Genomic DNA, 12,905 nt, shown 5'->3' on the forward strand with positions numbered 1-12,905 from the left:
ACGTTGTTGTTCACGCTGGAGTTGGTGAGGGAGACGGTGCCGCCGCTGTTGTAGATGCCGCCGGAGACGGATCCGGTGCCGGTGACCTTGTTGGCATTGATGGAGGAGGCGTCGACGCTCACGGTGGTCGCGCCCAAGGAGTCGTCCGAGTAGAGGCCGCCGCCCAAAGAGTATCTGCCGGAGCCGAGGTTGCCGGTGACCAGGGTTCCGTTGGTGAGGTTGAGGGACCCTTGGAGGATGGCGATCCCGCCTCCCTGCCCCTGGGCGCCGACGACGCTGTTCTTGATGACCTGGGTGTTGTCCAGTGTGACGGGGGCGGTGCCCTGTTTGACGATTCCCCCGCCGCTGCCGGCGACTCCGGGTGTGGTGAAGCCGGTCACGACGTTGCCGCTGATGACGGAGTTGCTGACAGTGATGGTCCCAGCGTTGCCTCGCACCTCCATGCCGCCACCGCCCCCCGTGCTTTGTGCGACGCGGTTGTCGGCGATGGTGGAGCCGCTGATGGTGACGTTGACACCCCCCGCTGGGTTGGTCATGGCAATGCCACCGCCCGTGGCCTTCGCTGTGTTGTTGCTGATGGTGGAGTCGGCGATGGTGGTGACAGCCCTGCCGGCCACGGTGATGGCTCCGCCCTCGTTCCCCGCGCGGTTGCGGGTGAAGGTGACTCCGGTGAACGAGGCGGTCCCCGTGGTCGCGTTTCCTACCATCTCGACACCGGCGGCGTCGGTATCGGACCGGTTGTCCGAAACGGTGCCTCTCTGCATAGTCAGGTTGACGCCGTTGCCGCTCAAGATCGCTCCACCGTGGACGCCGGCGTGGTTGCCGCTGAAGTTGACATCGGTCAGTGAGACCGTGGTGCCAGCGTCGGCAAGCAGGCCGCCTCCATCGCCGGGATCGGAGCCGTTCATGACGGTGAGGGTGTCCATCGTTAGCGAAGTGGCGCCGACCTCGAAGATCCGAAAGTCCGTGGTGGCATTCGGGTCGCGGCGGATCGTGGCGTTGTGGCCGTGGACGGTCAGCGGCTGCGTGATCGTGGGGAGGGACTGGTCAGCGTCGGTGAGGGTATAGAGGCAGTATGTCGTGAGGTCCAGGATGTGGTCGTTCAGGCCCGCGTTGGAGTCGTTGATGGCCTGGATCAGGGCTGTGTCCGAGCAGGCCACCGGCGTATTCGCATGCGCCGGCACCGCCGCCACTCCTGCGAGCAGCACCCCCGCCGCCATAGCGAGACTCAGACTTCGCCGACCCATGTGTGTGCCTCCGCTGGCTCGTCCTGCTCATCCGGCCCGCGGATGCGGACGGCAGCATTCAAGCTAATCGGGACATAAAGGAATCAAGGCTGACATGCCGTCATGGATTGATAGTCATACGAGCAGCTGCACTGCCCTGGACTTGCAGCAAGACGAAGACCCCGGACCAACACGGCCCGGGGCCATTTTGCAAGCGAAGCAGAAATTCCGCCCTGCGTGGCACCGTCATACGAACAGCCACTATCCGGCATCAGGCCCGCTTCGCCCTGCGGGTCGGCGTCTGCTGACCAACTGTCCGCGTGGCCGTACGGGGGCGTACGCACGGGTTTGCGGGGCAGGTCAGAGGGGGTGCGCGTACGGCGGTGAACGGTGGCGGCCGTCGATGCACTGGACAAAGACCAGGACAACGAGATCAGGTGCGAGCGACTACCCCAACGAACTCGGCCCCTTTGTGGTTGCTGACGATGAAGTCAAAGCCGTGGCCTGCCGCGCAGGTCAGTTCCACGCTGACGTATCCGCCTCTGGTTCCAACTATGCGTCTAGCCGTCCAGGAGGGTCCGTGGACGTTCATACGGCAGGTCAGGCGGGGTGCGCGTATGACGGTGAACTCAGGTGTCCATCAGCGCACTGGACAATGACCAGGACAACGCCGCTGCGCCTCGACCTGGTCAGCCAGGGCTTTGCCAGCCAGCAGGCGCTAAAGCACCGCCGTTGAGGTCCGCGTGCATGAATCGGTTCCGCGGGTGACGCTGGGATTGTGCCCGCACCGCGTGTCGTCGTGTATCCGCCGTCGGAAGGTGGTGGCAGGCGGGTGCGTGTGGACGGGATGATCCTTGGGACGGCTTACTCGCTGCACGACCTAGCGGTGTTCCTCGAACGTGCCGGGCTGGAGGGTTGGGACGAACTCGACGTGGTCGCGGCAGAGGGGCTGATCGAGTGGCGGGGCGGCGGGGCGGACGTATGGCCTTAGGGCTCTGCCGGCACCCGACTCCGGGTGCCGGCAGGGCGCGCGACTCTACGGCGCCGACGTCCAACCCCAGATCGGATTTCCGTTCATGTCTCGTGCCTCCGCCTCCAGCCCCAGGTATCGGGGCCCCTCGCCTACGGCTGTTCCCGCTGGCCGTTGATACAGAGCACCGGAGCGCCGATGGGGAAGATCGACCGTTCTGACATGGGTGAAGCCCTGTGACTCGTAGTACCGCCCGAGAGTAGCGTTGGTCTTCCAGGCATCTATCCGAAGCCAGACCTTTCCCATGACCTTCGCTTTTTGGGCGGCCCAATCAAGCATCGAACTCCCCAATGAGGCGCCACCAAAAACAGGGCGGACGATGATTCGATGCGCATACAGGGCGGCATCGGGGCCATCGCCCGAAGCCCAGAATTCAGGATCCGCGAACTCGTCCACGGTGATGGTGCCCAATGTTTCCGGACCGTCCTCCATTATGTACACGTAGCCATGCTCGATGTCGCGGAAAATCTTCCCTGTGTTCGCGGGGTATTGCCACTGGTCAATACCCTTTGAATTGAGCCATCGACCCGCCTCTGCCCACATGGAAGCGATGACATCGACTTCACTTGAGACGGCAGGCCGGATAGTGACGTCGTCACGCATTACTTACCCCTGTTCCCAGCTCGTAGCGGAGGACGTTGCGATCCGTTGGCATGGAGGTCACAGTCACGCGTACTGGCGTGGAAACCGTATGGCCGACGCGAGTTCGGACCAGCAGTGGGATCCCCGCTTCAACGGCTAGCTCGTCAGCCTGCTTCGGGTTTGGCATAACCGCTGTAACGTCATCGACGTAGCGAATCTGCTTATGCCCGATCGAAGCCATGTACGCGATGACCCCCTCGGGGATATCGGCCGGTTCCGCAATAGGGGTGCCTTTGACAAGCTCATGCGGATAGTACGAGTCTTCGGTGGACCAGGGCTGCTCATCAACAAAGCGCAGTCGGCGGCGCACCAGAACCAGGTCACCCGACTCCATTTCAAGGCGCCGTGCGATTTCAGGACTGGCCTTTTCGATGCTTACAGAGATCTCCTGACTCGGCGTGCGTCCCTGTTCTTGAATGTCCTGCACCCATGCATCGACGCCTGCCGCCAAGCGCCTGTTGTGGTCCTCCGAGCGGGACGAGTTATAGACCAGGACATCCTGTCGGTGAACCATGTAGGCCCGCCCTTGGCTGGCAAAGACCAGCCCTTCAGCTACGAGCCGCTGCAACCCGAGGCGCACGGTATTGCGGGAAGCGTCGTGTAGTTCCATCAGCTTCCGTTCACTCGGCAGCTTGCTCCCCGGCGGGTACTCCCCGCCCTGGATCTTCGCCCGCAGGCTGGCCGCCAACTGCATGTACAGGGGATCTGAGCGCGTCGCCATAGCTCCATGATGCCCCACTGGACTCACTGGTTGGTACGAGCAGGACCAAAGTGCTTGACACCTCACACCTGTGGGTGCAGCATCATGTCTGCAACTGGTTGGTACCAGAAGAACCAGAGGTGCCAGTCTGTGTGCAGTGCGCCCGGAGGCCCCCGAAAGGGGCTCAAGGAAGCGTCCGTTCATTGAGAACTCAACAGTGCGACGAGTTGACGGGGTGCGATTCCCCGTCCCCGCTACGGCCCGGGTGATGGCCGTCGGCAGCCACTTCGTGGCAGGTGTACCTGTCCTGTCCTGCGTGCCAGCTCTGGAGAACGACCCCGGGGACCATTCCTCCATTTCTGGAGACCAACCCCTGGGTTGCCACCTGGTGCGCGCTGCCCTGCTGGCGTCAGAGCAGTGACGATGACGCACCCGACTTCCCCGGCTCGGGACCGGTACTCCGTGGCAACGGCGCACCGGTGAAGCCCGGTTCTGTTTCGCACCACAGCCCCGGCAGGGTTCGACTCCCGGCCGGGGCACGTACCGCCAACACTGAACAGACCACGACCCAGGAGGGGCATCCATGGGCAAGCACAAGAGCAACCAAGCCAGGGCGGACGACAGCCCGGGGGGAGCCTCCGGGTTCATGGTCGTGGCGTATCAGCGCGCTGCCGCAGTGTGTGAGGTGGCCAGCGTCGGCGCTGGGCTCGACGGGACGGCCGCCGTCTACTTCGCTCACGAACTGCGTGAGGAGTTCCCGGGCGCGATCGTGGCGATCCTTCCCCGGAAGTAGGCGAGTGGTTCTGATCAGCCCCGATGGTCGTAGGCCGGGTTCGACTCCCGGTCGGGGCGCTCCGGTCGCCGCTGCGCGGCCGTGCCGCACACGACTGGCGGCTGATCACCCCATAACGGCAAGCGCCCCCGGTGTTCGAGCACCGGGGGCGCGGTTTTGGGCCGTTCAGGAAGCGAAAGGAGAACAACGACCCATGGAGCACATCGTTGCACTTCAGGCGGTTGTTACCGCGGACCATTCCGTCCGCGAGCCGTCGGTCGCGGAGCTGGAGGCGATCGAGCGGGAGCTCCCGCTGATCTCGGCTGAGGTGGAGTTGCTGGATGCGGAGATCACCGTGCTGGACCGCACTCCGTCGGAGATGGACACGCGGCGTCTCCGGCGGGCGCGGCGCAAGGTGCTGGCCGCCCGGCGCGCACTGACCAACCAAGCCACGGTCATGGGGGTCAGCGCATGAACAAGCGATCCGACCCCCAGCGCGTCGACTCCTGGCCGGAGCCGGTTGTGGCTTTGCTCCGCGCGGTCCATGATGCGCTGGACATCCCGCTGCCGGGCCTCACCGACGAGGACGAACACGCCTACACCAAGCTCCTGGACAGCCGGGCTGCGGACGCGAGGATCATCCTCGCCTGCGTCCTGGACGCCGGGCACGAGGCGGGCGGGGCGACAGCGTCGCTGCGGGCCTGCACGGCTCGCCACCCGGTCACCTACACCCCGTGGATCGGCCACGGGGGCGAGCGGTGAACCGCAAGGGAAGGATCCTGCTCGTTCTCGCGCTGGTCGCGGTCGTCGCGATGGCCTTCCGGGTCTCCTGGAACGCCCTGCGCGACGTGGCCAAGGCGATCGGAGCAGACGCCACCGCCGCTTTGCTGTACCCGTTCGTGGTGGACGGCCTGATGGCGCTCGCACTGGTGGCCACGCTCGTCCTGACCAACGACGACGACAAACGGTTCGCGCTGAAGGTACTGGCCGCCTACACCCTCGCCTCGCTCGTCCTGAACTACGTACACGGGCTCGTCCCCGCCCTCCACAACGCACCCGCCGGCCCCGTGCGGCTGGCCGAGTGGAACGCGGGAAACTGGGCGCTGGTCCTGCTCGCCTCCTCCCTGCCGGTCGGCTCCATCTACTTCGGCTCCGACCTCGTGGCCAAGGTGCTCCACCAGCCTGCCCCCGCCCGACAGGACGCGGCGTGCGAGCCGAAAGGACAGGAATCCGCACCCGCCCCGCACACCCCCGCACACCCCGAACAAGCTCCCGCCGCCGCGATCGACGCGCCTCCCGCCGCGCCGCCCGTACTTGAGCCGTCGACGCTGGTCACGGCCCATACGGACCCTGTGCGGGAGACCGAGCCGCACACCCCGCACACCGTCCGCACACCCGACGCCGAGAGCGCCGATGACGTGCTGCGGCAGGCCCAGTTCGAGGAGGCGGAGCTGGAGCGGATGCGGCAGGACGCACGCCGTGCGTACGCCGAATCCACACAGGCATCCCGTCCGCTCAGTGCGCGTGCGCTGGGCGAGGCGTTCGGCATGAGCGAGTCGTGGGGCCGCAAGCAGATCCTCGCCGTACGCGACGAGGAGGAACCGCCCCGGCCCGTCCTGCGGGCCGTCGACACCACCGCCGTGTGATGGCCACCATCCTCGTCTACCGATGGCGACTCGCCCCAGACGGCTTGGCCACCCGCCGGCAACTCCGCGCCCGCGGGCTGCGACCCGGCGGTCAGGACGTAGCGGCTCAGATCGAGCGCCCGCGGCGGCGCCGCGGGCCGCTTGTGGCCTACCTCTACTCGATCGACCAGGCCAAGCCTGTGCGGCCGATGACGCCCGCGAAGTGGGCGGCACTGGCGAAAGCGAATGCCGCCCGGCGCAGGTGCCCTGAGTGCGGGCGTGATGCCGGATACGTCATCCCGACCTCGCTCGGCATGTGTCCCGCCTGCGCCTACCCCGAGGAACAGCGCGCTGCATAAGCCCTGTTGGCAGGCCCGGCCAAGCACCTCCTACAGCCCTGGCCGGGCCCTACTCCCATGAAGGAGTGCTCTCAGCATGACGGAACTCAGCACGGAGCCGGTAGCCGTCCAGGCCGCCCCGGCTCCGCCGCCCACGCCGCCCGACACCTCGCCCACCGCAGTCAAGGGCGTGGAGGTGGAGCACACGCCGGGCGGCTGGCCGGTCGCGCCGCTGGCACTGACGGGTGCGAACGCGACCGTGAGCACGATCGCCGCGGCCGGTCTGACCGGCGGACCGATCGCTGCCGCGGTGGCTGCGACCGGCATGGCCGTGCTCGGTACGGTCGCCTCCTACCGCAGCCGCAACCCCCGGCCCAGGCAGGCCGCACGCCGGGCCGCGGCCCGCACCGCAGCCCGCAACCGCTCCGGGGGTCTGGCCTCGTCCGGTCGTACAGCTGGCGGAGCGGGTCGGGTGCCGGGGCAGAAGCGGCGCAGTGCGGGCGCTGGTCCGGGCGGTGGCACTGCTGGTCAGGGTCGGTCCGGGGCGGGTAAGCGTCGCGCTCCGGTCTCCCTGAACAAGTCCGCCATGCCCAAGGGCCGCGGCGGGGCTGCGGGTGCGCTGCGCAAGGCGGGGCAGGTCAAGGCCCTGCGCAGTGCGCAAAAGCAGGCCGGGACATCCCGTGCGCAGAAGCGGGAGCAGGCCACCGCCGCACGTCGGGCAGTCGCCGACGCTCGCCGCAACGCCCCGAAGCAGAACAAGCCGCAGGCCAGTAGTAGGTCGGCAGGCAAGGCCCGGTCACGTGGTCTGGCGGGGCGGATGCTTGGCGGGGTGGGCCGGAAGGCTCGCGCGGTGAAGCAGGCCGCGATCGCCAAGCAGCGGGCCCACAAGGACGCGGCCACGGCCCGGAAGGTGGCCGGGCAGCGCGCCGGCGTCCGCAAGGCCCCGGCCCGTAAGGCAGCCCGCAAGGCCCTGCTTCGCTCCGCGGCCCGCTTCCACGGGCGCCGGGCACTGGCCGCGCTGCTGGCCCTGCCCATCGGTGTGCTCGGGTGTCTGTCGAGTCCGCTGGGGCGGAAGTTGGGTCTTCCCTGGCTCGTGCACCCCGGTCGGCGCCTGTACCGCCGCCTGTCCGGCATGGCCCGTGACGAGCGAGCCGAGCGCGACGCCGCAATCCGCGAAGAGCAGACAGCGGCGGAAGCCGCGGCGGATGAGGAGGCCCAGAAGGACGGGAGCGAGGGGCTCGGAGGCAGGGTCGACCGCCCGGCCGAGCGGGTCCCGGAGAACACCATCACATCGAGCAGTGAAGGAGATCACGTGTCCGGGTTCCAGTTCGAAGAGCACGCAGCGGAGATGGAGCAGGCCGCCCAGGCCTACGACCCCGAGGACGCCATGGAGATCCTCGCCATGGTCGAGAGCCTCCCGGCCGCGCTCACGTCGGTGGCGAACGTGATGAAGACCCTCGCCGAGCGCGCCGACAGTGAGTTCCCGCTGGAGAAGGAAGTCGCGGACGGCTTCAACGACATCTTCGGCGCCCTGATGTCCGCTGTCGCCGTGGCGGAGGACATGGGGCCGCTGTTCCGTCAGGCGCACGAGCACGACATCGCCCGCCATGAGGACCCGCGCAACGGTCCGGAAGCCGAGAAGGGATGGAACGTCTGAGCATGACTGCCACCACTGCCGTGAAGAAGAAGCAGGCGGACAGTGGCCCGGTGCTGGACTGGACTGCCGGTCACGGACCCGTGACCGGCGCCCTGTCCGCGACCACCGGAGCCTTCGCCGTCGCTACCACCGGTGCCGCCCTGTCCATGCCGCCCGCCTGGGCTATGGCCGTCGGCGCCGCGGGCGCCCTCGGGCACACTGTCGCTGGGCTGAAGGTCCGCAACGCGGGCCGAACCCTCGCCTTCAAGGCCGCATCCTGGCTGGTCGGCGCCGGGTGGACCACCTGGGCCATCGCCACCGGCCCGCTCTCGTGGGCCGCTCTCGGATCCCTGGCCACGATCGGCGTCGGCATGGGTGCCGGCGCCCGTTCCGTCGCCCTGTACGAGGAAGCCCGCGAAGAAGAAGCCCTCGCCGCAGAGCGACGGGCCATCGCCCGGGAGCTGTCCGCGGAGCGGCGCGCGATCGCCGCGGAGTGGGTCGAGCGCATCCAAAGGATCTGCTCCATCACCGTGAAGGTGCTGGCTGTGGAGATGTGGGAGACCGGCAACGGCTACTCCCTCGACCTGGAACCGCAGGGTGGAATCACCTACGACCGCATCGCCCAGTACAGCCCGGCCCTGTCCGCGGACGCCAAGCTGCCGCACGGCTGCACCGCCGCCGTCACCGCTGGCATCCACCAGGGCCGGGCCATCGTGGACGTGACCACCCGCAACGTGCTCGCCGAGGCACGCACCTACCCCGACGACTACACGCCGCTGTCGGTCCTGACCGGCATCCCCTGGGGCTTTCGCACCAACGGTGACAAGGTACTCACCTACCTGCGCGAACAGTGCGCCCTGGTGGTCGGCCCCACGGGGTCGGGCAAGACGAACATGCTCCACACGATCCTGGCCGGGTTCGCCCGCGCCGAGGATGTCCTGACCTGGGTCATCGACCTCAACGCCGGGTCAGCTGGCCTGCCTTGGGTGCTGCCCGCCTTGAGTGGCGAGTTGAAGCAGCCCGACGGACAGCCGGTCCGCCCGGGTATCGACTGGCTCGCCGGCACCTACGAGGAAGCCCTCAAGCTCCTGGACGCGGCGATCGCGGTCGGGCTGCACCGCAAGCGCGCCTATCAGGAGCTGATGGCCAAGCACGACACCGACCTGCTGCCGGTCAGCGCGAAGATTCCCCAGATCATGCTGGTCATCGATGAGGGCGCGGAGATCCTGGTCAGCACCGACCGGCGCATGAAGGAACTCGCCAAGCGGATCCAGGAATTCATCCGCATGCAGCGCGCCATGGGCGGACGCACCGTCATCACCGCGCTCGGTGCCACCGGCAGTGTGCTGGGCAACCTCCTCATCCGCCGCGAAGCCAAAGTCCGCGTCGTGCTGACCGGCGGTGAGACCGAGGGCATGGACCTGTCCAAGATGTTCCCCGGGCGGCGCGGACTGCGCGTGGACCAGGCCCCGTTCAAAGGCGCCGGGTTCATGGGCACCCCGGAGTCTCCGGGGGCGCTGTTCAAGGCGTGGCGGATCAAGCCCAGCCAGATCCGCGACATCACCACCGCCACCTCTCTGCGTCACCCGCGGCTCGATGACGTGTCCGCGAAGGCCGCTGGCGCCGACTACGCCCGCCGCTGGGACGCCGAGCGCACCGCATGGATGCGCGACCTCGGACCGCAGACCGACACCGGATCGGAAGCGGTCAGCGATGGTGGGGGGCTGAACCTGTCCGCGCTCCGCGCGGAGCAGGCGGGCAAGGCGTCGGAGGATGACCTGCTGCGCCGGTTCCGCGAGGAGATCGACGCACAGTTCGACACCGCCCCCGACCCGGACCCGTCCGCGCCACCTGCCCCGTCGGGGCTGAACCTGTCCGCGCTGCGCAAGGAGCCGGAGCAGGACAGTCCCGCCCAGCGGGCCGCGCTCGACGCGCTGATCGCTGCCGGACCGGAGGGCACCGGAGCCTCTGCTATCGCCCGCGCGCTCGCGGACGAGTACGGCACGAACCGTCAGACGGTGGTCGGCTGGCTCAAGGCATGGACCGAGGACGGCACCGCCGTACGTGTCGGGGAGGGCACCAAGGCCCGCTACGTCCACCGCGACCACGCCCCCGAACCCCCTGCATCCGAGTAGCGCTTGTCGCTTGTCGCCCGCCCCACACGCACATGCCTTCCGGCTTGTCGTGAGGGGTCGAAAACGGGGTGTGACCTGGGAGGCGACAAGCGACAAGACAAGCGAGACGACAAGACAAGCGACAAGCCGCACGACAAGCAACGCGACAAGCCATCGGCGGGCAGCACCCCGGTTCGGGTGCTGCCCGCCGACCGTTCCCCAAGGGAGCCGCTCGTGATCGTGACCCTGTCCGCCGTCGCCTTCTTCGGAGTCCTGACGGCTGTCCTCGTCCGCTGCCGCTACGTCGGCCCGCTCGCCGCTACCGCGGTGTTCCTGTTCGGGTTCTTCACCGCCGACACCGGAGCCTCCACCGCGATACGCACCACCCTGCGGGCCCTCATCAACGCCGTCTCGACCATCGCCTAACCCCTGGAAGGGAGGCACTGCTGTGAGTGAGACCGACACTCCCGCCGACTGGTGGCCGCGCATGAGCGACGCCGCCGCCAACGCGGAAGCCCGCCGGATCATCGACGACGTCTACCGCCCGGCCCCGCCGCCGCGTCCCATACCGACGTCCTACCGGGACGACACCGAGCCCCCGCCGATCGGGGACGCGGCACCGGTCTGGCAGGACGACCGGCGCGTCGTGCCCGCGTGGGCCGCCGGGGCCGCAGTCGCCTCCATCGGCATTGGTGCCGGCGCCACCGGGGTCGGGTGCGGGATCTGGCTCGTGCTGAAGGGATTCGCCTCCATGAGCGTCACCGGCGTCGCCTGCATGGCCGTGCTCTTCTCCGGCATCGCCTTCGCCGCGCTCTCCATCGGCGCCGCCTTCTCCCGGGCCAGGCGCTCCGTTTCCAAGGCCGTCTACACCGGGCCGGTCACCAAGAACACCCACGTGACCACCCACACCAAGGGCGCGTTCGCCCGCTCCCACACCCACCTGCACAACTGACCAGGAGGCCACATGAGCACCACCACTGACCCGGCGCAGCTCGTTCGGGATGCCGCCGAGGCCGTCCGCGAGTTCAACCACCTCACCTTCCCCCGCCCCGACCAGACACCCGCCCTCCCGTATCCGGGCGACGCGTACGACGCCATCGGCGCCCTCAAGACAGTCGCCCAAAGGCTCCCGCAGGCCATCGAACAGATCGGCACCGCGCTGGACGCCCTCGCCAGCGTCGGGCACCTCGGATCCGCCGACGGTGACGACCCGAACAGGCTGGTCGCCTGCACCCAAGAGTTCCTGATCACGGCCATGGAACAGGCCAGGGGACTCGCCCAGTGCCTGGACCTCGCCCACAGCACCACCAGCACGCTCACCTACAGCGGCCCCGATGACGGCCCGGAAGACGAACCCTGCGGGGAGGGCATGTGCCAGTGCTCCTGCGTCGGCTACCTGCACCCCTGCGGATGCGATTGCCCCCGCTGCCTCTACTGCCAGCAGCTCCCCGACAACTGCGAATGCGACGACTGACAGGAGACCAACCCCATGCTGCGTCTGCGCATTCAGCGCGCCACCTGGCCACGCCCGGCGCTGATCCTCACCGACACACCCCGCCCCGACTGCCTGCAGTGCGACGGCGACGGCGGCATCGAGGAGGACTACGGCGACTACGACACCGGCGAGTACGCGGACACCCACTGGTGGTCGTGCACGTGCTGGAACGAGAACCGCCGCTGGCTCCTGACGCCCCTGCCGCGCCGCCCCCGCTGGTCAAGCCGCTCCACCACGGTCCGCGACCCGTGGGCCAGCGACGAACCGCCCTTCTAGCTACGCCAAGGGCGGCCCGCTTCTCGCCAAAGTCCCGGGCCGCCCTTGTCTCCAGTCCTCAACAGAACTGTGGAGGTCTCCCAGCATGACCCAACCCACCGGCATCCGGCGAGTGCCCAGTGCGCCGCCGACGATCCCCAGCCTGCCGTTGCTCGCTGCCGCCCTCACGGCGGCAGAGCGTGGCTGGCCCGTCATCCCACTCCACCCCGGCAGCAAGCGCCCTGCGGGCCACGCCGAACCGGCATGCCCCGGCACCGGGCGGTGCGCCGACGGGCACCGCACCCCCGAACAGCGAGCCACCACCAACCCCGGGCTGATTCAGGCCGCGTGGTCGCACCGGCCCTACAACGTCGGCATCGCGACCGGCCCGGCCGGACTGCTCGTCATCGACCTGGACCCGGTCAAACCGGAAGAGCCAGAAGGAGCGCCTGACGGCGCCGCATCCTTGCAAGCGCTCTGCGAGCGCGCCGGACAGGTACTCCCCGATACCTACCGGGTGCGGACCGCGCGCGGTGAACACCTCTACTTCACCGCTCCCGCTGGGGTGCGGCTGAAGTGCAGTGCGAACCGGATCGGACCGCACATCGACACCCGCGCCTGGGGCGGCTACGTCGTCGCCCCAGGCAGCACCACCCCCGACGGCACCTACACGGTCGCCCACGACGTGCCCGTGGCCGAAGTCCCCGACTGGCTCACCCCGCTGCTGGTGGAGCCGGACAGGCCCGCTCCGGTGCCCGTGCGCGTGAACGACGGCACACGGGCCGCCCAGGTCGCTCTAGAACGCGAGTGCGCCGTCATCCAGGCCGCGACCGAGGGCGGGCCAAACGGCCGCAACAACACCCTGCACGAGAGCGCCTGCAAGGTGGCCCGGTTCGTCGCGTGGGGCGACATCCCCCGGCACGTGGTGGAGCAGGCAATCCAGGGGGCGGGGGAGTCGACGGGCCTGCCGCCGGCCGAGTGCCGCACGACCATCCGCAGCGCCATGGACTGGGTCATCGCCCACGCCACGCCACGGGAGGCGGCATGACGGCGCCGACTCCCCCCGCCCTGG

The 12,905-nt window shown here is 68.6% G+C and carries 16 protein-coding genes; 13 read left to right on the forward strand and 3 right to left on the reverse strand.

Annotated features, from left to right (window positions below):
• Positions 1–1,247, reverse strand: a 1,247-nt coding sequence (locus ABZ845_RS27795) for a hypothetical protein (RefSeq protein WP_360984748.1), incomplete at its 3' end; no start/stop codon positions are given.
• 754 nt (positions 1,248–2,001) lie between these two features.
• Between ABZ845_RS27795 and ABZ845_RS27800 the strand changes: the two genes are divergently transcribed.
• A complete protein-coding gene (locus ABZ845_RS27800) occupies positions 2,002–2,217 on the forward strand; it encodes a hypothetical protein (protein WP_360984886.1) in 216 nt (71 codons plus the stop codon).
• Between the two features lie 45 nt (positions 2,218–2,262).
• Here the strand turns inward: ABZ845_RS27800 and ABZ845_RS27805 are convergent, their stop codons facing one another.
• A complete protein-coding gene (locus ABZ845_RS27805) occupies positions 2,263–2,859 on the reverse strand; it encodes a GNAT family N-acetyltransferase (RefSeq protein WP_360984751.1) in 597 nt (198 codons plus the stop codon).
• A complete protein-coding gene (locus tag ABZ845_RS27810) occupies positions 2,852–3,619 on the reverse strand; it encodes a GntR family transcriptional regulator (RefSeq protein WP_360984754.1) in 768 nt (255 codons plus the stop codon). Before ABZ845_RS27810 ends, ABZ845_RS27805 begins: the two co-directional genes overlap by 8 nt.
• 562 nt (positions 3,620–4,181) lie before the next feature.
• Between ABZ845_RS27810 and ABZ845_RS27815 the strand changes: the two genes are divergently transcribed.
• The 12 genes from ABZ845_RS27815 (at position 4,182) to ABZ845_RS27870 (ending at position 12,881) form a co-directional block, all read left to right on the forward strand.
• Positions 4,182–4,391: a hypothetical protein gene (locus ABZ845_RS27815; protein ID WP_360984757.1), complete on the forward strand. Its 210-nt coding sequence runs from the start codon at positions 4,182–4,184 to the stop codon at positions 4,389–4,391.
• 193 nt (positions 4,392–4,584) lie between these two features.
• Entirely contained in the window at positions 4,585–4,845 is a 261-nt protein-coding gene (locus tag ABZ845_RS27820; protein ID WP_360984760.1) for a DUF6284 family protein, read from the forward strand.
• Positions 4,842–5,132, forward strand: coding sequence for a hypothetical protein (locus ABZ845_RS27825; protein WP_360984763.1), 291 nt, complete (start codon positions 4,842–4,844; stop codon positions 5,130–5,132). The genes ABZ845_RS27820 and ABZ845_RS27825 overlap by 4 nt, the downstream gene beginning before the upstream one ends.
• Positions 5,129–6,016 carry a DUF2637 domain-containing protein gene (locus ABZ845_RS27830; protein WP_360984766.1) on the forward strand — a complete coding sequence of 296 codons (888 nt, stop codon included), beginning with the start codon at positions 5,129–5,131 and terminating at the stop codon, positions 6,014–6,016. The genes ABZ845_RS27825 and ABZ845_RS27830 overlap by 4 nt, the downstream gene beginning before the upstream one ends.
• Positions 6,016–6,354 (forward strand): RRQRL motif-containing zinc-binding protein, encoded by a 339-nt coding sequence (locus tag ABZ845_RS27835; RefSeq protein WP_360984769.1) that lies wholly within the window; start codon positions 6,016–6,018, stop codon positions 6,352–6,354. Before ABZ845_RS27830 ends, ABZ845_RS27835 begins: the two co-directional genes overlap by 1 nt.
• Before the next feature lie 76 nt (positions 6,355–6,430).
• Positions 6,431–7,990: a hypothetical protein gene (locus ABZ845_RS27840; protein WP_360984772.1), complete on the forward strand. Its 1,560-nt coding sequence runs from the start codon at positions 6,431–6,433 to the stop codon at positions 7,988–7,990.
• Positions 7,991–7,992: 2 nt separating this feature from the next.
• Positions 7,993–10,104, forward strand: coding sequence for a hypothetical protein (locus ABZ845_RS27845; protein WP_360984775.1), 2,112 nt, complete (start codon positions 7,993–7,995; stop codon positions 10,102–10,104).
• Between the two features lie 213 nt (positions 10,105–10,317).
• Positions 10,318–10,509: a hypothetical protein gene (locus ABZ845_RS27850; protein WP_360984778.1), complete on the forward strand. Its 192-nt coding sequence runs from the start codon at positions 10,318–10,320 to the stop codon at positions 10,507–10,509.
• Positions 10,510–10,531: 22 nt separating this feature from the next.
• Positions 10,532–11,035, forward strand: coding sequence for a hypothetical protein (locus ABZ845_RS27855; protein ID WP_360984781.1), 504 nt, complete (start codon positions 10,532–10,534; stop codon positions 11,033–11,035).
• 12 nt (positions 11,036–11,047) lie between these two features.
• A complete protein-coding gene (locus ABZ845_RS27860) occupies positions 11,048–11,557 on the forward strand; it encodes a hypothetical protein (protein WP_360984784.1) in 510 nt (169 codons plus the stop codon).
• Between the two features lie 15 nt (positions 11,558–11,572).
• Positions 11,573–11,854, forward strand: a complete 282-nt coding sequence (locus ABZ845_RS27865; RefSeq protein ID WP_360984787.1) for a hypothetical protein — start codon at positions 11,573–11,575, stop codon at positions 11,852–11,854.
• Positions 11,855–11,939: 85 nt separating this feature from the next.
• Positions 11,940–12,881, forward strand: coding sequence for a bifunctional DNA primase/polymerase (locus ABZ845_RS27870; RefSeq protein ID WP_360984790.1), 942 nt, complete (start codon positions 11,940–11,942; stop codon positions 12,879–12,881).
• Positions 12,882–12,905: the final 24 nt, after the last annotated feature.

The sequence above is a fragment of the Streptomyces sp. NPDC047022 genome (assembly GCF_040644155.1).
Taxonomy (GTDB): domain Bacteria; phylum Actinomycetota; class Actinomycetes; order Streptomycetales; family Streptomycetaceae; genus Streptomyces.